The organism is Paraburkholderia sp. RL17-380-BIE-A (assembly GCF_046028085.1).
GTDB lineage: Bacteria > Pseudomonadota > Gammaproteobacteria > Burkholderiales > Burkholderiaceae > Paraburkholderia.
Genome location: NZ_JARESQ010000002.1, coordinates 189,938 through 210,519, shown reverse-complemented (window position 1 = coordinate 210,519; position 20,582 = coordinate 189,938). Strand labels below are relative to the sequence as shown.

The 20,582-nt window shown below is 55.8% G+C and carries 15 protein-coding genes and 2 pseudogenes; 8 read left to right on the top strand and 9 right to left on the bottom strand.

Features of this window, described 5'->3' with window-relative positions; genetic code table 11:
* Positions 1–59 precede the first annotated feature (59 nt).
* The 3 genes and pseudogenes from P0D68_RS03720 to P0D68_RS03710 form a co-directional block, all read left to right on the top strand.
* On the top strand, positions 60–740 hold the full coding sequence (locus tag P0D68_RS03720) for a hypothetical protein (protein ID WP_408468046.1): 681 nt from the start codon (positions 60–62) through the stop codon (positions 738–740).
* 143 nt (positions 741–883) lie between these two features.
* Positions 884–2,371, top strand: a complete 1,488-nt coding sequence (locus tag P0D68_RS03715; protein ID WP_408468045.1) for a hypothetical protein — start codon at positions 884–886, stop codon at positions 2,369–2,371.
* Positions 2,372–2,379: 8 nt separating this feature from the next.
* Positions 2,380–2,493, top strand: a pseudogene (locus tag P0D68_RS03710) (HU family DNA-binding protein); the annotation flags it as partial.
* Positions 2,494–2,560: 67 nt separating this feature from the next.
* On the opposite strand, the gene P0D68_RS03705 reads toward P0D68_RS03710, so the two are convergent.
* Positions 2,561–3,898 (bottom strand): hypothetical protein, encoded by a 1,338-nt coding sequence (locus tag P0D68_RS03705; protein ID WP_408468044.1) that lies wholly within the window; start codon positions 3,896–3,898, stop codon positions 2,561–2,563.
* A gap of 711 nt (positions 3,899–4,609) precedes the next feature.
* Between P0D68_RS03705 and P0D68_RS03700 the strand changes: the two genes are divergently transcribed.
* The 4 genes and pseudogenes from P0D68_RS03700 to P0D68_RS03685 all read left to right on the top strand — a co-directional run bounded on the left by P0D68_RS03700 (position 4,610) and on the right by P0D68_RS03685 (position 7,609).
* Positions 4,610–4,996, top strand: coding sequence for a hypothetical protein (locus tag P0D68_RS03700; protein ID WP_408468043.1), 387 nt, complete (start codon positions 4,610–4,612; stop codon positions 4,994–4,996).
* 2 nt (positions 4,997–4,998) lie between these two features.
* A complete protein-coding gene (locus tag P0D68_RS03695; protein WP_408468042.1) occupies positions 4,999–6,330 on the top strand; it encodes a nucleoside 2-deoxyribosyltransferase in 1,332 nt (443 codons plus the stop codon).
* Positions 6,327–6,947, top strand: a pseudogene (locus P0D68_RS03690) (7-cyano-7-deazaguanine synthase). The gene P0D68_RS03695 and the pseudogene P0D68_RS03690 overlap by 4 nt, the downstream one beginning before the upstream one ends.
* The gene (locus tag P0D68_RS03685) at positions 6,944–7,609 is read left to right on the top strand and encodes an HhH-GDP family DNA glycosylase (RefSeq protein ID WP_408468041.1); all 666 of its coding nucleotides are present in this window, start codon (positions 6,944–6,946) and stop codon (positions 7,607–7,609) included. The pseudogene P0D68_RS03690 and the gene P0D68_RS03685 overlap by 4 nt, the downstream one beginning before the upstream one ends.
* 170 nt (positions 7,610–7,779) lie before the next feature.
* Here the strand turns inward: P0D68_RS03685 and P0D68_RS03680 are convergent, their stop codons facing one another.
* Together P0D68_RS03680 and P0D68_RS03675 are read right to left on the bottom strand one after the other, a co-directional pair.
* On the bottom strand, positions 7,780–8,442 hold the full coding sequence (locus tag P0D68_RS03680) for an HNH endonuclease signature motif containing protein (protein WP_408468040.1): 663 nt from the start codon (positions 8,440–8,442) through the stop codon (positions 7,780–7,782).
* Between the two features lie 90 nt (positions 8,443–8,532).
* Positions 8,533–9,453: an HNH endonuclease gene (locus P0D68_RS03675; protein ID WP_408468039.1), complete on the bottom strand. Its 921-nt coding sequence runs from the start codon at positions 9,451–9,453 to the stop codon at positions 8,533–8,535.
* A gap of 328 nt (positions 9,454–9,781) precedes the next feature.
* Between P0D68_RS03675 and P0D68_RS03670 the strand changes: the two genes are divergently transcribed.
* Positions 9,782–10,708, top strand: coding sequence for a DUF2971 domain-containing protein (locus P0D68_RS03670; RefSeq protein ID WP_408468038.1), 927 nt, complete (start codon positions 9,782–9,784; stop codon positions 10,706–10,708).
* 291 nt (positions 10,709–10,999) lie between these two features.
* On the opposite strand, the gene P0D68_RS03665 is transcribed toward P0D68_RS03670, so the two are convergent.
* The 6 genes from P0D68_RS03665 to P0D68_RS03640 form a co-directional block, all read right to left on the bottom strand.
* Entirely contained in the window at positions 11,000–12,838 is a 1,839-nt protein-coding gene (locus tag P0D68_RS03665) for an ATP-dependent nuclease (RefSeq protein ID WP_408468037.1), read from the bottom strand.
* A gap of 197 nt (positions 12,839–13,035) precedes the next feature.
* Positions 13,036–16,938, bottom strand: coding sequence for an NACHT domain-containing protein (locus tag P0D68_RS03660; RefSeq protein WP_408468036.1), 3,903 nt, complete (start codon positions 16,936–16,938; stop codon positions 13,036–13,038).
* Positions 16,939–17,191: 253 nt separating this feature from the next.
* Complete coding sequence (locus P0D68_RS03655) at positions 17,192–18,130, bottom strand: H-NS family nucleoid-associated regulatory protein (protein WP_408468035.1); 939 nt, start codon at positions 18,128–18,130, stop codon at positions 17,192–17,194.
* Positions 18,131–18,291: 161 nt separating this feature from the next.
* Complete coding sequence (locus P0D68_RS03650; protein WP_408468034.1) at positions 18,292–18,849, bottom strand: hypothetical protein; 558 nt, start codon at positions 18,847–18,849, stop codon at positions 18,292–18,294.
* Positions 18,850–19,101: 252 nt separating this feature from the next.
* Entirely contained in the window at positions 19,102–19,374 is a 273-nt protein-coding gene (locus P0D68_RS03645) for a hypothetical protein (RefSeq protein ID WP_408468033.1), read from the bottom strand.
* A gap of 223 nt (positions 19,375–19,597) precedes the next feature.
* Positions 19,598–20,560, bottom strand: a complete 963-nt coding sequence (locus P0D68_RS03640; protein WP_408468032.1) for an SOS response-associated peptidase family protein — start codon at positions 20,558–20,560, stop codon at positions 19,598–19,600.
* Positions 20,561–20,582 lie beyond the last annotated feature (22 nt).

Here is a 20,582-nt window from a genome sequence, read left to right as displayed (position 1 = left end):
GAATTGTGTCGCCACCACGAGTCCGGCAATATGTCAGAATATTCTAGAAGAAGATATCAATGTCGCTTATGTATCAGCGCCCGCCAGTCTCAGACATCTATAGTCTGCTTCGCACCAGTAATTCTCTGATTGTTCATTTTTCCGGCATTGCGCCCGGGACTGGCAACCCCGGAGAACGACTCTACTATCCCGATGACCTCAGAAATGTCGTAACCGGAGGCGCAATGGGAGGGGTTTCTTGCTCCGTGATTAGCCCCGGCGATATCTTTGGTCAAACTGAAAACAACAATAACGCGACTGGGTGCGTTGGGGTCGTGCTCGGTCTTCTGAGCCCTAGTTCGTTGTTGGATGTGCATGCTGGCGACGGAGGTTCGACCGTGCTACCGAACGGACAACGTGATGCGAACCCGAAATCGCTCAATCTCACCGACTTGCAAGAAACCATCACTGGCCGGCACCGGGGTACCTACAACGAATGGGTAGTCGGCAACTACAAAGTTTTGGGCATCTTCATCGCTGCTCCATGCATGGTGCGCGCCATTGTTGATATACCAGCCCCACCAGGGGTGCCAGCAAACATTCTTGGCAATTCTCGTGGGCCGGGCATCTGCTACGAAACAATCAACGACGTTCAACGGGACTTTCCTGACCAGCGAATTTTTCGCTTCAACGTCCGCGAGATACAGGAAGTGAACAGCAGCGTGTGGGTACATGCACCTCACAACACCATCTATTTCTAAGATATCCGTGGCCTTGGGATAAAAACGTCGAATGTTGGTAGCGGTCGGCAAAGCCCCGGTACCAACCTCTATGCAATGCGTTCCGCCACAGATACGGATTCAACCCTACTCATCTAGGTGACGCCTCCGGACACTAACAAAGTATGCCACGCGATAATTTCAACAAACCCGTCGTCGAAGAATTAGCACGGCGTGTCGCCTTCGCCTGTTCGAATCCAGATTGTCGCAATCAAACGGTTGGCCCCAAGACCGGCCCTGAGGGGTTTGTTACCACAGGGGAAGCGGCGCACATTACCGCAGCCGCGCCCGGCGGCCCGCGATACGACGTGGCGCTGACATCAGCGGAGCGGTCTGCATTCAAGAACGGTATCTGGCTTTGTCGCAATTGTGCGGCGCTCATCGACCGAGACGTGGCAGGCTATCCTGTCGAAAAGCTGACGCAATGGAAGCAAACGGCCGAGGCACGGGCACTGTTGGGCATCAACAAGCCGCCGACGGTTGACGATGTTGTGATGCATCCAAGGTCAGGTGCCGTGTTGTCTGCGCGTGACGCTCTCTTACGCGTGGGGACGACAATGACCGCTATTGCGAGGTCCCTCGAAGAACTGGACCCGCGGTTCAGAGTGACTATCCTGCACGGCGGCTCTATCTCGTCGTTTATGTTCGAGCCTGCCGGCGAACCGGTGAACGTCTCGATGAGCCTTCGTGACGAGGTCAACACTCGAGAGTTGATGAAGCGGTTCCTTGAATACGGGGAACCAATCACCCTTGACGGCAAAGACATCGCATTCCACGGTACACCGCTGCTGGAAAGCCTGAATGGCGAAACGCGACACGTATCAATATCGAATCCATCGGACCGCCATGCAGTTATGAGGCTCTCTGTCGCGTCGAAGAGGAAGAGCGAACTCGAGTTTCTTGACCAGAGTTCGGCGACGCTGTCCTCAGGCAGCAAAGGCTTTTCGTGCGAAGCGCAGCTGTTCGGCGGCCATCTGGCACTTTCAGTCTCCTCAGACGGCCAGCGCTTCCACGTGCAGGCAACGCCAAACTACGAGCGCTGGATTGGGCGAGGAATCAAGGCGCTGCCCTATTTTGACCAGCTATGGAAGTTGCACGACGCCGCCCGTCAGGGTCGTGAAATTGACATAGTCGTTGAGGTCGAGGGACAAAGACTTGCGGCAGGTCGTGGCAAACTGCCGAGAGACTCGTTTGGCTATGGTCTACTGGACTTCATTGAGGAGATGCGTTTGATTTTGCATCGTTCGTCAATCGACATTGTTCTGCCGACAAAACCCGATATCACGGCGGACGACATTGACCGCGTGCACGGCCTCGCGACCCTTCGGCATACCTCTCCTGGAAGCACAATGACCGCAACAGTCGACCCGCAGACCGAACACGAGGTCGAATCACTTCAGAAGTCTATCGCCGTCGGTCGACCAACCGCGATGCGTCTCACTCAACTGCTTGACGTTCACGCGTTTGGCGGGCTGTTGTCAGAAAAGCAGATTGCTGTCGAAATTTCCGATGTTGTCATGACAGCTCGACGCAGAAATATCAAGGTTGGCCAGTCGCTGCCGGTTAAGTTCAAAGCAACCCGGGGGAGCAAAGTCAGTTACTTCGTATTCTAAAAACGCAGCCGCGCCTCGGCAAGGACCCATTCGCAGGTGAAGGCAAGTGGTTTGCCGCGAAGCCCATTTCGGTCCGCCTGAAAGTGCGCCCGCTGGAGAAGCTGAAGGACGCAGCTCTCTAAACTGAGCAGTTTGAGATGAAGCGCCCCTCGCGACGGAAGTCTGAGGGGCTTTTTTGCTTCTATGTCGTCACAGCTTGTCTGCGCCAGGGAAGTAGCCGGTCGTTTCGTCACCGACGAGTTTGATGATGCTGTCGAAGAAAGGATTAAAAATGTCATCGAGATGCTTTGGCTGGTCACTCAGGACGTATGGCTGCTGTTCGAGTAGCTGCCCTGGAGAGAAAAGATGCGTTTGCGGCGTCGCTTGCCGCTGATAGTAGTCTTCGAAAAATTCGCCAATCTTGCATTGCCCTAACCTCACGGCTTCGACCAGACGGTCTACCTGGTCAATGCTGAGAACCAGAGGGACGTCTTTCTCTGCTACGTTTTCGAAAAGGTACTTCGCGGAGCCAAGCATAAGGTCTCCGTAGGTCACAACGACCCGGTGAATACTCGCGTGTGAAAACGCCCCATCCGCCTTGACTTGCTTCGCTACGTTGTCTATTTGGGCCGCCGCCTTGACCACAGTCGCCTTGAACTTTGACTGATAGGTCATTGCAGACGCAGAAGCTGGCAGCGTATGCGTAAGTGCCTTATTCTTTGCCTCGAAAAGGGCGACAACATCGCCGTCGATGATAGCGAAGTCGTTGCATAGACCGTCCAGCTTGAAGCGTTTTTTGATTTCGTCTTCGTTGAGAACCTGCAACCCCGTTCTGCGAAGAGAATCACCGACGTACTGTTCAAACGCATTCTCGAACGCCTGCCGAACTGTATCTTGCTCGCGCGAAACTATGTCGCTGAAGGCAAACTCCAGATGACGCTGAATGTTGGGCCTGCCCCAATTGAACCGCTGGTTGCCGTAATCGACGTACGGTGTACGGTACAAAGGGGTGGGCTGGAACCACTCGTCCTCCGAGACCGTGCCTAACCGGGAAGCGACCAGCTTTCGGGGGAAAACGATTGTTTTCAGAAAGCATTCAACCGCCTTGTCTCCGAAGGCCTTCTTCAGCGATTGCATATAAACCGGCGTGAACACGTTTTGCATACCTTGCTCCTGAGAGCCCCAGAAGAAAACTGCGATTTGCAGATAGGCGAGTGGCGCCATACACAACGCATCGGCGATAGATTTATACAGCTTCGACTCCGGCGCTATCCTCCCGAGCAGGTCTATCTGGCGAGCGAACGCTCCAGTCCCCTGTGGCATTTGGTGCGGAGCCTGAGCAAGCAGCAACGAGCGCATCAGCAGGTCAACGGGGTTGCCCGGCTTCGTCCATGTGACGGCCTTGTCCATCACTTTCCACGCAAGGTCTATGCATTTGCGCAGGTCGACTGTCTGCATAGGGGCGTTCTTGTACATGCCGGGGTAGTCGCGCAGTACCCATACCGCCATCCGTTCAACTACCCATGGCATACGAGTAACTTTGTCCATGGTCTCGACTGCAACGTCCTGCTGCAAATACGCTGACATCTGTCGAAGCACAGAAACATACGAAAACTTCCGTATCTGGTTGCGGACTGAGCAAACGGCTTTGACGTAAGACACAGCTAGTGGGCCTCTGGAAAAAATGTGGTCACGACTGGTATCAACCATGTGTCTTGGTCCGGCAGAGTACCGCAAACCTGCTGAGGCAGACATCACTGACGATACGTTCATCGGCGCTATTATGCGAAAAGGTAAACCGACAGGGGATGTTGAGGACGCTTGGATTTCTGTCCGCCCAGCGTCATGAATGGACATCCGACGGGAAGAAGTAAATCAACGCCCTTTTCAAGATACTGCAAACGGAGGGCTCGCACCCGGGGCTCTCGGATGAGGATAGGAGCAACTTTTGTCTCCATCTTGCGCGGGTGACAGCGCGAACCTTTCTGCGTAGACTCAAAAACCACGGATGGTGTTGTCCTGTCGGCTTGTTCCCGAATACCATTCCGTGAACGCAATACTCGTTAGGTTTCGCCTGAGGGCAATTTTCCGTTTGCGCTCGCTCAAGCGGCTTCTCGATACTCGCTATGCATGGGGCATAGGTTTCAATGCGCGTGCCGCAGTCGTGGCAACCGAATTGCACGCTCTTGTACTCTTCTTCAGGAAATAAAGCACAGATACGAACGGAACAGACTTCATCAACCACGCAACGAGGCAATTATGGGAAGCTCAGGCTCGGGTTCGTTTTCGGACTACCCAGGTACAAAGGCCAAGGAAGTCGAGGGAGACGGAACTGGAATGGCGGGCGGTGCGAGCGGCGTTGACAGATGCAAGCAGGCGTTCCACGCGCTGCTGGAGGACGTCGGAAACAGCGACTTCTATTCGCAATTCGGGAGCGTTCCTGCTGTTGGCGACCAGCTGGGCATTGTCTTCGACAAGAAGCGCATCTTCGCAGTCGACGTGAACGGCGTTAAGGTAGGAGCACTTCCCACGTCGTTCAATTATCTCGCGGCATGCCTGGCAGGCGACGTGACTTATGTTGGAGTGGTGAGTTCGTCCGCAGTCGCGCCCGTCCCCACCGTAGAGGCTGACTTCGTTCCGCAATAGCCATGACCCAAACAGACGCAGTTCTGATTGTTGGAGAGCTCGTTGTCGACTTTACGCTTGCTCAAGGTAGTGCAAAGTGCAAGCTTCGTTTGGGTGGGGTAGGGCACGCTGCGCGGGGACTCTGGGCTGCGGGGCTCGACTACGCCGTTGCGGCGTTCTGTCCGCAGTATCTCGTTGACGAAGCGAAGCGCTATCTGGCGAAGTGCGGGTGCAAAGAGTTCATCTGGCTCGGCGATGTCGTCGGCGCCCCGAACGTCATCCTTATCGGTGACGCGACGGAGGTTTCGTATCAAGGCTACGAAGACTTGATGCGTGACACCAAGGTAGTGAAATTCCACGACCCGCTGCCGAGCCTAGATGCTTACCAGAATGTCGTCGTCTTCCCTGGCCGATTCGATATCAGTGCTCTCTCCGACGCATTTTCGACGGACGCACGGTTTTCGTTCGACATCGCATATGACCTCGAAGACCTGTCGTTGCTCAAGGCGTTCATCGGGCGCGTGCAGGCAGTCATCATCTCGACGTCGTCTTCGCTGTTCGAGGCGCTCGGCAAGGTCGACGTTGATGGGTTGATAGATGCGGTGAAGGCGTTGTCACCGGAGGTGTTCCTGCTCAAGGAGAATCGTGGTGGCAGCCGGCTCTTCGATTTGCGTGATGGCGGCGTCGAAGAAATACCCGCAACGCTAGGTAAGACTGTCAACTCTGTCGGCGTGGGCGACGTCTATTCCTCTGTGATGGTGGCCCTCTCTCACAAGGGATGGACGGAGGCGGCATGGCGCGGATGCCAGGCTGCGACGGTGTACTCACAGTCAACGTTTCCTGACGACATCAAGCGCGACATGGAGCGCGGGTTCCTGCTTTCGTTGGATGTGCTGCAGGCGCTGGGTGGGACCATGCTTCCGTGGCACGACCGACCGAGCTACTCCATCTACCTTGCCGGCCCAGACGTCTCGTACGTCAAGAAGCAGGAACTCGACCGTGCTGTGGCTAGCCTCACATATCACAACTTCCGGGTGCGGCGCCCTATCCTGGAGAACGGCGAATTGAAGCGGCCCGCGAGCGAGGGCGACCTGTATCGCACGTATCACATGGATTACGAGTTGCTGAAGGAATGCGATGCCGTCTTCGCGGTGCCCCTCGACCGCGACCCTGGAACGCTCGTCGAAGTCGGTATGGCAATTGCGATGGGGAAGCCCGTCGTCACCTTCGACCCACGGCAGGAAAATGAGAACACGATGGTAGTCGTCGGAAGTTCGGTATACTCCGCGGACCTTGACGCGTGCCTCAACGGCATCTTCAACGCTCTTGCTAAATTGAGGGCCGAATCGCGATGAAAAAAGCCCTTCTTCTGGCCTCCGGCGGGCTGGACTCAACGACTGTTGGATACCAGCTCGTGGCAACCGGCGTTAAGGTTGTACCAATCTTTTTTGACTACGGGCAACATTGCGTAGAAGTGGAGTGGAGTCGCGTCAACGAAGTCTTACCCGCCGACATGCAGCGGCCTGAGCGCTTCAACATGTCTGATATCTTCAGAGGGTCGCAGTCGCGGCTGATTCGCGAAGCTGACCTCTGGACCGAGGAGGTCAAGGACGACGACCTGTACATTCCGTACCGAACGATGCTGTTCTTTGCCGCGGCTGCTGCGCGCGCACAGACTGTCGGTATCCTGGATGTCTATACTGGCTTCATCAACAGCAACCACGCCAAAGAAATTGACTGTACTGCCGCGTTTATGAACAGCCTCGACGGACTCACATCGAGCATTGGTCCCGTTCGCTTTCACTCGCCCTTCCGCTAGTCGTCTAAGGCGGACGTGGCTCGGGTGGCCGCAGAACTTGACGTGCCTATCGGGCGAACCTACTCGTGCCAGGCTTCCGCACAGTTTCCGTGCGGCGCCTGTCCGAACTGCGTCGAGCGCCTGAACGCATTGAAAGAGGCGAAGCTGGTATGAGCAGGGTTGGTGCCAAAGGGTCTGCCATCGAGGTGTTGCTCGCAGCGCGTCGCATTGCCGACCATGCGAAGGATGAAGGTGCGCTCTTCGAGGAGAAGCACCCGCGTGCTACGTGCGACCACCTGGGAGCCGTTCTCGCCGATTCGGTGCTCCAGGCTGGACTCAACTACACGACGGTTGTGCGTCCGCGGGTGCTGGCTATCCTGCGGACGCATCCGACTCGCCGTACGATTTCATCATTGATTTCGCTGATTCAGGATGGCAAGACCGGTACATTCTTGAACTGGCGCCACCATGAGAAGGTCAGTAGGTTTGAAGCGCTGGTCATTTTCCTGAAGAATTGGGGAATCGAGGACGCGAAGGACTTGCGCGCTGGTCTGGTATCCGACGAGTTCTGCGACGCGATTCAGACCGTGAATGGTATCGGTCCGAAGACCGTAGATTACATGGCGTGCCTCGTTGGCATCGACTCCATCGCAGTTGACCGCCATGTGCGGACGTTCGCAAAGATGGTTGGGGTCGAGAACGATGACTATCAATTCCTGCGGAAGTCGTTCTGCTGCGCAGCGGACCTTCTTTCGCTTCCGCGACGCGAGTTTGATGCCTGGCTCTGGCGCCGGGCGGTGGCGCCGGCTCAGGTGCAGTTGACCCTCGGCGTCTAAGGCAATTGGCGGCCCGTGCTCCGAGCAGGCCGCGTGTCTTTAGAGGTGGCTTCACCATCTGCCGTGGGGGCAGCTACCGTCGATGAAACTCAGCGTTTAGCCTATGTAGTCGGGGGCCGCGGATTGGAGCCCGTCTCACTCTGGATTGGGGCATTGTTAGATTACATTTTTTAGTCTTCCGATACCTGCTCGGCAGAACTTTTTCCTTCAATGGCTCCGAGTACCGATGTGATTCGCTCGACGCTTCCCTCCTTCCATGCTTTCGCTAGTAAAGCTCCCTTTTCGGTGAGACGCACGGAGTACGCTCTCTTCGCCAACTCAGATGCATGAAACTGCATCCTGAAACTCGGCTCTATAGGAATCGGAGACATCCCTTCTCCGACAAAGTCATCGCGGGATACTACCTGAGCGAGACCAGAGACGATTAGGTCGGCGAAGCGAACAACACCATCGCCCGTGAGCACCAAGTCGTTACTGGGTGGGCCATCCAAGAAAAGTAGAGCGTTTGCTGTTTCCCTTGTCCATGCCCGGCTCACTGCCACAACCATGACCTTCCAAGCGCGAACGGATTCTGCATGAATCTCCTTCCTGTGAACCCGTGTGTGACAGTTGGGGCAAAGCGCGATTAGATTGTCCGCAGTGTCCTTGCCGCCGTTCTCCACATACGTGATGTGGTGAAGTTCGAACAAGAGTGTGCGACACCCCGGGTTCGCGCATGTATATCCTGCCTCAGTAAGAACCTCCCGCTTTGTCGCCACCGCAATCGCTTTACGGCTTTTTGGCCCTACCTCATCTTCCGATTTACTATTTTCTTCCGTCGCTTTCGTATCCATAACAAACCTTGGTGCGTTCAGTCAGTGTTATTTGTATCTTTTTACCGTTAGCGCCGACGTGGCTTGGTGACGCGAGCTCGCCGGTCACTCTCAGCTTTCTACCCGGTTGTCCTCGAGTTTGCGTTGCGCAGCGTCGCTGTGTCGGAGTTGGCGAGACTTTTCATCCAGCTCCTCAAGGAACTCTTCGTCTTCGGGATAGTAGCTAGCAAGCACATTCCAAATAAGCCCGTCACGGAGGTCATGCCGCTCCTCACCAAAATGTGCCCGTCTATGGTCGTTGGCGCAGATTGCCACAACATTTCGGATGTCATCGCGACCGCCGCAATTCAGCGGAATAACATGATGTGCCTCAAGATAATACCTTCCGTTCGCGGTTTTAAAGCCTTCCTGGCCGCACAGTTCGCAGTGTCCGTCGGCGGCCCGTCGCTTTACTGCCTTGACGACCTCTGAGTCCCGTTCGTAAATCGCAGTGGCTGAAACTTCAATTTTCTTCGGTGGTCGTGCGGTAGGTACTTTAACCTGCCTCTGATGCTCTTCCTCTTCCGCATAAGGGTCAATGTTCTGCGGTTGTGGCTTTCCTCTGACGACTACAATCCGACGGTTCTCGTCCTTGTGATGGGGATACCAAAGAACCGAGTCAAGTTCTCTCTGATGCGCTTCACTGGTCTCGCGAATCCCAACGGTTCGACGAATACCGTCGAGAATGGCTACGTGAAGCGGTGCCTTTCGATAGTATGCTGTATGAATAAGCGCCGACACTGCGGCTGCTCTATTTAGCTGAACTGGCGTGGCCGTATCGATATTCTTTTCGGCCCAGTCTGACGCCCTGTCGACGAAGTAGATTTCATCATTCTCCTCGAACATGCCGTCGTGCCAGATGTTGACGAGGTATGGACCATCCGGATTGCTGAAACACCAGTCGTACTGCGTCGTCATTTCGATGCCGAGGCGTTCGGTGATGTCTCTGACGAGTTGCTTTGTCGTTGGCTTGAGTTCTTGTAAGGTCGTCATTTTCTAGTGCGTTATGAAGGGGCAGCGAGGCCCGATTGCAGCGACTGGCTGCAAAGCAGCGCAGTAATTTTAGCCTTGAATGCGTTTGTCACCGCGGTCGATGAGGAGTCACGGCTCTCATTTGTTGTGTTGCGGCGCTCTGCGTCTTCTCCCTTACCTCACACTCGCAGATTTCCGGCGGACGGCTCACACTCCAGGCTCCCAATCGTACCTTGAGACATCGGGCGAATCCTTGCGTACAGTGAGCCTCGTTGCGAATACAATGAGGCAGCCCGGCCGTTCTCGGCGGGTACCGTCGGCGGCGTGCTTCCTCACTTCTTAAATTTCAATGAACGCCCAGTTCCCTCCAGCCAAACTCTTCAAATATCGTTCGTTCAGCACGACGACTTTACGGATGTTCAGCCAGGCGGAGGTTTTTTTCGCGAAGCCTTCCACTTTCAATGACCCGTTCGACTGCAACCCTCAGGTGCACGTCGATGTCGAGTGGCGTGAGGTCGAGCGTCTCTGGAAGGCAGTTGCATTGAAGCAGATGGGCAGAGAGCGCGCGGCCCAAGCGATGGCCAGCTACCGCTATAGCGCAACGGAGCATGGCAGGCACGACGATGACGGCGATGGGACCGCGAGCTACTTGCGCGACATGGTCCGCGACATCGATGTACACCTTAAAGCGCAGTTCAAGGATTACGGTGTTCTGTCGATGGCGTCCAGGTGGTACAACCCCCTCATGTGGAGTCACTATGCCGACGAGCATCGCGGAATCTGCATTGAGTATGAGACTGACGACCACCGGTGCAAAGTCCTTGGGCCGGTCAACTACCGCTCGAGCCGATTTATACACGTCAGTGACCTGCATCAGTGGCTGATTAAGCGCTCGTCGGTGGCGGAGAAGAAAATTTTCAACCAGTACTTCTTCGCGAAGGCGTCTCAGTGGCGCTATGAGCGTGAGTGGCGCGCTGTGTCTCAAATAAATGGGGCGCAAGACCGGCCGTTTCGTATCCGTGCAGTCCACTTTGGACTGCGCTGCGACGTCGCAATCGTCACGACGATAGCAAAGCTTTTCGAAGATTCCAGGGAAGACCCGAGGTTTTACAGGGTCACGCCGCGCACCGACGGTTTCAAGCTCGGCCGCTACCAGCTCGATGGATTGGAAATTGCTGCCTTCGGGATACGCGAGTCAGAACACTTCGCCAGTGACGACTTCGAATTTGACCCATTGACGGCAACCGGAAAGATTTCTGGGCGTCGACTGGTGTAGCGCCGCCCAACCAGATGCTCGGCTACGAAACGCTGTGCGCTCTCGCGGGCTATCCGAGCACTTTACGGCAGGCGCTGGTCCGCGCTCTCACGCGGACCATTTCCGTTCGCCGACGCCAGACACTAAAGTGTTGCGCGAATCTCTATCACCAGCAAATTCTCAAACAGCGTCAATCCGCGAAACCGACCCGTAGAGCTATGTAGCCTCGCCAAGGTCACGTCGAGCCTCTCCGGTGAGCCGTCTCATTCTCCTCCGACCGGAGGTTAGGAACTGGCTCGTATATCGGAAATGTCACGGCTCAACGGCGCTGCCAAAGTAAGCGACACATACGGCGTCTTTGAACGCCTGCGGTAATGCTCCCCGTGCGTGCAGGGTCTCGACAGTGTGGACGGCGGTATAAGGCTTATTCTTGCCTGGCGCCTGATAGCCTAACAGCCCCTCGAGGTCTGGAGATACCATATGTACCTGTGCTGCCCCGTTCGGCAATAGTGCAAGAATCTTTCCGTTTTCGGCTTGCGCCGCCGCGTTACCCGGGTCTTCGTCATGCAGCACGCGATAGGGAATGCGGAACGCGTTGAGCACCCGCAGAAACGCGACAATGTTTTGCTTGCCGTTGCAGTCTATCAATGCAACTTCGCGCCGAAGGCGCTGATGCCGGTCAAAAAGTCCCATAAGTTCGGCTGCTCTTTCGACGGCCGCAATGGCACTGAACTCCTCCATCAGCACAACACATTTCGCGAAGAACAATTCGTTAACTGTTGGGTCGAACCGTGCCACGGTGTTCAAGCGCTGCCTGTCCGCTTGGTGAGGAGCGCCAGGAAATAGGTCCTGCGTTACCTGACCGAGCGCCGTGTCGCCTTGGTCCGTCTTGAACATCCGGACAATGGCGCGGTAGTTGCCGGCGATGTCCAAGAAGATTGGTGAGTGCGTACAGCATGCTACCTGCGTCCCGCCTTGGGAAGCCAGCTTTTGCAATACGTCCCTCATCAACCGCTCCATTTGCGGATGAAGATAGAGTTCGGGCTCTTCGACAAGAAGGATAATTGCTCGACGCGGCCCGTTAACAGCGCCAGGGCCGGCGACTGCTTGAGCGTCCGCAAGCTGTTGCAGGAGCGTAATGACTAGCGTTCGTTGCAGACCGTGTCCCTGATGCCCAACTTCAGTCTCGATTCCGGCATGCACGTCACGGATTACCAATGAAGTAGAGGGGAGCACCATGGAGCGCGCTTCTGGCGCTTCGGTGCGAATTACCGCCTGCCCTCCCACGACCTCGTTCAAGCTTCTGTTAATCCGGTCTTGTAGGTCTCGAACCTCTTGAGCTTGGCGCTGAGGGTTGGCGTCATCCGGTCGAAACAACGCGAGTACATCTTCAAAAGCCGCTTGGAGACGCGCCATCTCAGGACGTTGCATCAGACTTCGTTCCACGATAAGGTTCACGAGCTTCCCGAAAGTCGACGCGTCCTTAGCGTTGGTTTCGTCGCTGGCCTCCTGAACGGCCTTGACCAGTATCGGTCGTGGAAGGATTGAATTCGCATTGCTCTTCCAGTTTCCGCCGCCGCCTGGATTTGCCACCCAGTCTGGGCCGTCCTGCCTGATTAGCTCCGGCTTCTGTTCCCGGACCGCCGCCCTGAGGGCATCCTTCAGTGCCGCAGTTGGGCGGCCGCCCCGGTTCGGCAAAGTCTCAATCACGGCCTGATATTCAGCAGGGAAAGCGGCCCAGGTGTTGTCGGCCTCTGGCCAATCATTGAACCGCTCCGTGTTTGAATAGGAAAAGAGCTGCTCCTTCCAGCCGCCAGTCTCTCCATCATTCCCCGCCTCGTACCAATATTTCTTCTTTAACACCCATCGGTCGCCGTTCATACGCCCGCGGACAGCGCCTTGGCTCCTCTCTTCGTCGCTCAAATCATCGAAGTGTCCAATCAGTTCAATGGCGTGCGGCTCTTCTGCTTGGTGTCTTCGAAACAGTGATAATTCTCTGATGGCGCTCCCACTCAGGAATGTGGACATCGCCGACAGGACCGAAGATTTCCCAACATTGTTCTCGCCGATGAGGACAAGCATGTCATCCCATTCAAGACATGCGTATTCGATACACTTAAAATTGCGAATCTCAAATCGACGTAGCCGCATGTCTCGCCTCCATATAACCCATATTTACGGTCGCCAACGGTGCCAATTGTGAGCGCAGTCTCAGCTATGCGTAGTGCTTTAGGGTTATCTCACCTGTCACAAAACAAAGCCTCAGGTACAGCTCTCTCAGTACCCAACAGTGGCAAAAACAACGTTGCTTGCGGAATAATACGGACACGCCCGCAGAAACTTTAAGGCTAATGTAGCCACTTTCCTTGCTCATCAACCAGCAATTCACGCCGAGCGTTACCGGTCTCGCGTAGCAACCAGTGCAGGTTATCGCTCTCCGCCACACCATCCGGAGAGAGCAGCGGCTGAAAGAACGAGAACAGAGTCTCTCGTGAGTAACTTCGCAACATATCTGCCATGGAACGGATGTTATGCAGATTAAATGGGGCGTCGATAACCCGTTTCGCTAGGAGCAAATGCGTCTTTTCAAACGACACGTCATTGACAGTTTTCAGCCCGTGAAACAGCACGTCTGGTTCCAAATGGTCTGACTGAACGAGACGCAACATCTGATTCGGTGGGAATGAGGTCAACACATTGACGAATATCTGCAGAATCAACCGGGCCAAACGTGCGCCCGCAATCATCCTCTCAAAGAGCGCAGCGTTATACGCCGACAACCCATCGAGGCGCGATAGAATTTTCTCAGTCTTTTCGTCGTCGTTGGCGAATGGTCCAAGGACGGCCTCAACTGCCGCGTCAGGAACAAATCGGAGCGCATCTGGCGACATGTGCTCATCCCAGCTCGACACAAAACGTACATGGGCATACCAACGCTCGAAGGAAATCTGACCCATCGTTGGTTCGAGAGTCAACGTCTGCCCAGTTTCCTTCTTCCAGGACATGTACTCTTTCAGTACCAGTTTGGCGTGATAGCCCCCGAAGATGTTCGGGTTGCGCAAGATTTGGCCGATGAGCCACGCCATCCCGAGTCTCTTGACCTTTGCTGCCACGAATATAAGGGACTCTCCGACCTTGGGCATAATGCCAAGGCGCTGACTCGCCTCGTTGAACAGCCTTGAGTTCAACTCCGTGAGAAGCGATTCGGGCGCGTCGTCGAGAAAAGCAATGGCTTCGAGAGCGATTACCTGCGGCTGCCCGCCGAAGGAAGCTGGCAGCTGTGCAATCAATTCAGGTAACACGCTATGCCCATGACGGGCAACTAAGACCTTCCAGCCGGAAAGATAATAGCCACGCGCTATCCATTCGCGCGCGGTTACATCATCTACCTCAAGGCTGAGAGTTTCAGCTAAGCGATGGTGGTGTTTTGCGCCAGGCTCCCCGAACGCGAGCTTCTGGAACCGAGCGACCCAGACGGCTCCAAGCTCCGGCACAGCCATTCCGAGCAATTCTTGAGCGCGCGTTGTCATGGAGGAAAAACGCAGAAGCAGTTCCTCGAAAACCGTGTCATCGCCGCACGAAATTAAGATGCGATTAGCCTGGAACCAAGCCCCGATTGAGGTGTCCGGTGTTTGCGGATAGTTTTTCGCCAACCAGAGCGCGAGCTCGTGGTTAACTCCTTTGTCACAGGCGAATCTGAGGAGGTATGGCGATGTCGAAACCAGGCTCGCCAAGTGTGTGACGCCCCACTGTGGTATTCCTTTGTCGCAAGCTAACGCTGCCGCCAGCGCCAGATTCGGTTCAAGCAGACCTCCATGGAACATCTGCTCTAGCCACGGTACCCACTTTGGGTCCCCGACGCTCGAAATTGCTTCAATAAACGTCTGGGTTCCTGGGCCCCCAAGCCATTTGCCGAGCGCAGCTCTGTTTGCGAACAGGCTTTCGGAATTAAGAGCGTCGACAATCTCGGGGACGTAAAGATTCGCACTCGCCAGCTGATTGATGACGTCGAGCGCTTTTCCAATATAAGTCGCTCTCCCTGAGCGCATACCTGCAATGGCGGCACGGTATCGGACCGAAAGATACGGGTGCTCAAACATCGAATGTAGCTTCGAGGAGAGATATGGCTCCATTGACGCACGCCCAAGACACGAGTCGAGCGTCGCAGCCAGTGACGCGTCCGCAATGACGGTCGACGATACAGCGGAAGTCTCGACAAATTCTCCAGACTGCAGGGCGAGGGTTAAGCTCTCGCGTGTCTCCAGTTGAAGGACGGCACGGTCGACCCGCGATTCACGCAAATATCCCACACCCGCGAGCCAACTCCAGTAGAGGTCGTGCACCGCGACCGTGACGCTTCCACGCTGAGTAATTGTTCCGAGCTGCCGCAAGACGGATAGGGGCTCGACTATCCCGCGCGCGACAGCGGCATTGCGCAGCGCTGAGACAAACTTGTTATACGACCGTTCTCCCGAAAGCGAAAGCACCGAAACCGCATCCGAAAGCGCAGCTTCGAATTGCTCTGGTGCATTCTTGGAGAGGTGCCGGTGAAAATGTGCCATGAGGTCGCCGGTTGTTGCCATCGACCCGCCCAGAAGGAGGTAGAGCGATAGGATGAGAGGTAACCGAAGGAGGTCCACCATATCGTCACTAAGTGTCCACGAACCGTCGAAAGCTTGCTCGACCGTTGCGCGAATTTGTACCGGTTCGAGCCGTTCGAGAGTCCAGCACTTGAACGATGTGTCACTCGTGTCTCGATGCCGAGCACATGCAACAACCCTAGCGCCCGCCAGAGTACGGAGAAGGTTCGCACGCTGCGAGAAATGCTCTCCGGTCGCAAACTCCGACCAGCCGTCCAGCAATATGCAAACGCGCGGGCTACGTAGCACCTCATCTAAATTGGCTGCAGGTAGGAGCGTTTGAAGTTGCTGCAGGACTTCATCGGCGGTTTTGACGCCTCCTACGGGAAGCAGGAGTGGCATTCTGTCGTCGATTCCAAAATTTGCAGAGACCTCCGAGTTCATGCTTCCTTCGCACGCGCCGTCCGTAGCTGCAGAAAGCCAGCCCGTTCCGTCTGCCTGTCCAAGTAGACTCGTCGCCACCCGCGACAGCGCATGGCTTTTCCCAGCTCCGGGCCCGGCGTAGACGAGATGGTGCAGTTCTTGACGCTGCAAAAGGTCTGGAAGCTTCAGTCGCTCGGGCTGCTTTGAGCTCGTGGCGGCGTCGCTAACTACCCATCGCTCACATTCGGAAAGCCTGTCCAACGCATCTCGCACGCGAGGCGATGCATCAGGAAAGAGTGCCAGTAGCGTTGGCGGTCGACCGTTATCACGTAGTTTCCTTGCCGCACTGGCTATTGAAGCAAAATCAAGGACGTGGGACATTGACAGCGGCAGAGGCCTGGCAGTTATCGTCCTTGAACGTAACACCTCATCGGTCAGGTCTATAAACTGTTGAGAGGGTACGGCGACTGCGGTTGCCTCAAGAAAAGCATCGAGGAACGTCTGGCGGTCTAACATGCGCGACTTGAGTTGCAAAGCCTGTCGAAGTACAGCGGCTAAAAGCACGTCGTAAGCTCTTCGGGCTGCGGTAATCTCCGCACGAACCTCATTTCGAATGCTGGCTAAGTACTCACGTCCTTCCGCTTCGAGTCGCTCCCACGACGGCTGACCGCATGCAAATGTCAACCGAGTCAACAAACGGCCTCGAAGTTCGGCCACCGAACAACGTCCAAGAAAGTCAGCGAGTTTCCCCTCGGTAAATCGCGCGCGAAGTGCTTCGCGCAACTCCGTTGCATCTCCGCCGTTTGCCGCGATGGGCCAAAGTTCGAGAGCCGGGGTTCCGCTGGAAAGCGGATTCTTGAGTTCCTTTCCAATGGATGACGTCGTTAGAAACGTCAGGAATATCTGCCGCCCTGGGTTGCTTTCCTGGAGCGAAAAGAGCGTTTCTACAGCTTTAAGGACATCGGCCGTATTGAGCGTAATAGAGCCCGACTCGCGGGTATCTTTGACCTGTACGGCTCGGAGAATCTGCTCACTTTCGTCACATGAAGTCAATAACTCCGCATAGTCTTCGGCAACCTCTAGATGTAACTCGCCATCTGCTGGGAGGCGCATCCACGAGGCCAGCGAGGCATGGACCTGATAGACGTAACCACGCAGCGAGGCAATCGCTTGTCTCGCCGCTACTTCTTCAGCTAGCGTCCACGGATGTGGTCTTGGACCAAACGAAGAAATTGTATGGCTGGTCATTTCGCGGACGCCCGTGCGGTCTGATTGAGTAACTCCTGATTTCCCGCCACTTTGCTGATGGCCCCGAAACCCTTTCAATGATACGCAAAATTGCTTTGCTGTTGCTTGCACAACTTCCCCAGCTCGCAACATCGAAGCCGGTCAACAGCACGCCGCGGAACGTCAGGCAGGACAGGTGCAATAAAACTTCTCGGCTTGGTGTACCCGGTGGAACCAGAGAATCGCTGGTCCACCGGGTATCTGACAACTACGTTTAGCTCGTTAACTCGGCGCCGTACTCGACTGTGGCCAATGGAGTGGGCTCGGCCACGCTCTTGCGCGGCGCTTTTTTCGCCGGCGCCTTCTTAGCCGGAACCTTCGCGCTCACGGCCTTCTTCGCAGCAGTTTTCTTCGCAGTCGGGGCCTTCTTCGCAACAGCCTTCGTGACCGCCGGTTTCGCATCGGCCGCCGCACTGGCGCCAACAATCAGAAACTTCGCTCGGTCTTTCGCACCGGCTAGCCACGCCGGAGCCGGACCGCGTCCGCTCCAGGTCGCGCCGGACTTCGGGTCGCGATATTTAGCCGGCTGCGGACCTTTCGGCTGACCCTTGGTAGAGGTCGCACCAACTGCCTTCGAGGCCTTCTTCACCGCAGTCTTCGTCTTGCTCAGAACATCTGCGGTCGTCGCAACAGTTGCTTTAGCGCCACCTGCAATCAAAAACTTAATCCGGTTTTTGGCATCAACAATCCACGCCGGCGCTCGTCCGCGGCCGCTCCATGTCGCGCCACTCTTGGGGTCACGATAAAGCGCCGGCTGCGGGCCGCGGATGTAATTGCCAGCGGCCTTCGCTTGGCCGATAGGAGCAGGCTTCGCCGCCGCCGGTGTACTTAGGCTAACCAAGAATTTGTCCCGGTTCTTCGCGCTTGCAATCCACCCAGGTGCCCGACCGTGTCCAGACCACGCTGCGCCGCTTTTCGGGTCCCGGTATTTGGCAACAGACGTAGCGGGCTTCGCGGCGGTCTTTGCCGCCGCGTGTTTCGCGCGCTGCTTGCCGCCAGCGTGCGCATCAATGTCAGCAGCGGTCAGGCCGTGCTTTGCCATCAATTCATGAATGGTCTTTAAGACCTTCGCCGTTTCCTTGGTCGCAAGCGCATCGGCCTGTGCTTGGAGCTTCTTCATTCGCGCTGTAATTGCTTCCAATGTCGTTGCCATTGAGTGGCCTCCTCATAAATGTGGTCGCAATATGCCACGGGTGAAAGGTAAAGGGCTACGGCGAAATGCTTGAGATTCTGCTACTTCGGCGCCTGCCCTCACCGCTCAGGGCTCGCCACTGTCACGGGACCATCGAGGAGGCTGAAAGCGTGCCAGCCTGACTATAAACTCTTGCATGCCGGTACGGTTATGGCCGCTACAGGCAGACGCTCGATATGACCATCAACAACTTTCAGCTGGGTCACAGTGAGCTCCATCGCCCTTCCGATGTCGGCCCCTGTCGTGACTTCGTAATCGGCAGAGGCCTCGGGGGTGAACCGTACGAATTTGGCCGAGCTGTACATCACATATCCGCGCCCGGCCGACCACTGTGAACCGAACTCCAAGGCAACTCCTGCCCGGACCCGCACCTCTGAGTAGGTGAGTTTCGATACGTCCGGGATGTCATTTGGCATGTCGAGCTTTGGTGGCGGAGACATTGCCGCATTCAGATTCAATCCGTTCTGCGCATATGTGATATTTGCGAGCGACCGGGTGGCCGGGTCCATCTTGAAGTGACATTCCTTTCCGGGAGTGTATTGAAGCACATTATCAACACCGTTTCCGACGAAACGGAAGCGCACACGGGCACTCGCCTCGTTTGGAGCTAGCACGATATCGGTGGGAATGCAGGCGGCAAGCAGCGTCGCGCAAGCTGTGGCAGCTACCAGATTACGCAAGTAACGATGGTGACAGACCCGCCCGGAAGTTTGGTGCTGGCTTGGCTAATAAAGAAGGCAGAAGACACCGCAGCAAAGAAAAGCCATCCGAGGAACAACCGGAATTGACTGCGTCCTTCTGCTGTCGCCGCAAGGGAGCGGGCAGCCGCCCGTATGACAGCCTTGCGCTCAGCGCGAGGAACGGAGGTGAGCTCGGGAACCGAGTTGTATGAAAAGTAGATGTGCATCAATCTGTCGAACGTTCCCGGCAAGCTAGTCGCTGAACGGGTTGCCAGTTTCTTTCACCTCAGTACTGAGGTTATATTCTGTACGCACGGCCTTCAGGACCTCCTCGATGTCGCGGTCGAAGCCGACGGCGTTTCCGAAGTGGGTCATGTTCCAGTTACAGCCTGTCTTATCCGGCTCCTGCAGTTGCGGCCTTGGCACACGAATCTTCACGCCATCCTCGACGATTGCCTGCAGTCGATGGATTCGCCGGTCGACCTCCTGCTGAAGTCGCGAGGCATTGAGCGTCTTGCGTATCATCGAAACCTCCTTCCCGTTGCGTACGCCAGTCTAGCGCAACACCGTGTTCCGCGACCTGACTCTGAATTGCAATAAATCCGAGTGAGCCGTCGATTCAGTTCGTTGGGGTGCGACAATAAGTCAGTACGGGACAAACACAAAGACACTGCGGCGAGTGCCGCAGCTACCGATGTGCGCAGCGTCGCACCGTCCCCGCCACCATTGATGTTCGCCCGACTATTCACTATGCCGCAAGTCGATGCTCGTAGTACGGTCGGTCCCTGTCATCAAGAATCGCATACATTGCATCCAGATTCTTGGGAACTGGATTGAGCCACGCATCAATGTTTTCCGGCTTGATGGGAATGATGCATCGGTCGTGGCCTGCCGCCGCGACTTCCTCCGGCGGCTCGTCCGTGATGGCTGCAAATGACAGCAAGTCCGGCTGGCCGGGAGCCGACCAGCGTGACCATAGACAAGCGACATGCATCAATTGCCCGTTACTGGGACGAAACTCTAGAACGATGTTTTCATCTTTCTCATGCGTTTCTCGCAAAGTACCCTCGAACTTCGCTTTGCTCACATTCTCGTAAAACACATCGACGAGCATCACGCCGTGCGTGTACCCGAAACACGGGCGCCAAAAACCTTCGAGATTATCGCGGCGAGCGTTGTACGTGCCGGGGTATTTCACGTCGTAGGAAGCGGGCTTGCCAGCAATCCGGCATTGGTAACGCATAGGCTTTACAATGAGCTGACCGTCTTCAATGACCATCACGGGCGCATAGTGACCGGGGAAAATGCGCGAGTCGCGCGGTTTGGGCTCGGTCCGCTGTATGTCATCAAGCTTGCTCCGGGTCCATGCAATCTTGTCAGTGGCGATACGCTGACTCTCTGTCGCGGCTTTGGTCACCTTCGTCTGCAGAGTCCGCTCAGCGTCTGCCAAGCGCTTACGCTGCTTGAACAAGTCTTGTTCAAGTTTGGTTGTCTGGTCAGCGTTGAACCGGTCGATAAGGACTTTGATTTCGCGTTCGGCCTCAGTTTGCGGAGACCTGAAGGCGTCTTCCATCGCCTTGGGTACCTTGGCTCTGCTAACACCTTCAGCACGCTCGAAGAACAGGCGAGTGAATTCTGCAATATCCATCAACGCGCCAAAGGTGCGCACAAACCTCTGATAATCCGCCTTGATTTGAGCCGAGTAACACACCTTGACCTCCAGTTGATGAGCG

Bases quoted from the DNA above. Each gene is read 5' to 3' on its own strand.
- P0D68_RS03665 (WP_408468037.1), bottom strand. From the start codon at position 12,838: ATGCGGCTACGTCGATTTGAGATTCGCAATTTTAAGTGTATCGAATAC.
- P0D68_RS03700 (WP_408468043.1), top strand. From the start codon at position 4,610: ATGGGAAGCTCAGGCTCGGGTTCGTTTTCGGACTACCCAGGTACAAAG.
- P0D68_RS03655 (WP_408468035.1), bottom strand. From the start codon at position 18,130: ATGGCAACGACATTGGAAGCAATTACAGCGCGAATGAAGAAGCTCCAA.
- P0D68_RS03680 (WP_408468040.1), bottom strand. From the start codon at position 8,442: ATGGATACGAAAGCGACGGAAGAAAATAGTAAATCGGAAGATGAGGTA.
- P0D68_RS03685 (WP_408468041.1), top strand. From the start codon at position 6,944: ATGAGCAGGGTTGGTGCCAAAGGGTCTGCCATCGAGGTGTTGCTCGCA.
- P0D68_RS03670 (WP_408468038.1), top strand. From the start codon at position 9,782: ATGAACGCCCAGTTCCCTCCAGCCAAACTCTTCAAATATCGTTCGTTC.
- P0D68_RS03705 (WP_408468044.1), bottom strand. From the start codon at position 3,898: ATGGACAAAGTTACTCGTATGCCATGGGTAGTTGAACGGATGGCGGTA.
- P0D68_RS03715 (WP_408468045.1), top strand. From the start codon at position 884: ATGCCACGCGATAATTTCAACAAACCCGTCGTCGAAGAATTAGCACGG.
- P0D68_RS03675 (WP_408468039.1), bottom strand. From the start codon at position 9,453: ATGACGACCTTACAAGAACTCAAGCCAACGACAAAGCAACTCGTCAGA.
- P0D68_RS03720 (WP_408468046.1), top strand. From the start codon at position 60: ATGTCGCTTATGTATCAGCGCCCGCCAGTCTCAGACATCTATAGTCTG.
- P0D68_RS03695 (WP_408468042.1), top strand. From the start codon at position 4,999: ATGACCCAAACAGACGCAGTTCTGATTGTTGGAGAGCTCGTTGTCGAC.
- P0D68_RS03645 (WP_408468033.1), bottom strand. From the start codon at position 19,374: ATGATACGCAAGACGCTCAATGCCTCGCGACTTCAGCAGGAGGTCGAC.
- P0D68_RS03660 (WP_408468036.1), bottom strand. From the start codon at position 16,938: ATGACCAGCCATACAATTTCTTCGTTTGGTCCAAGACCACATCCGTGG.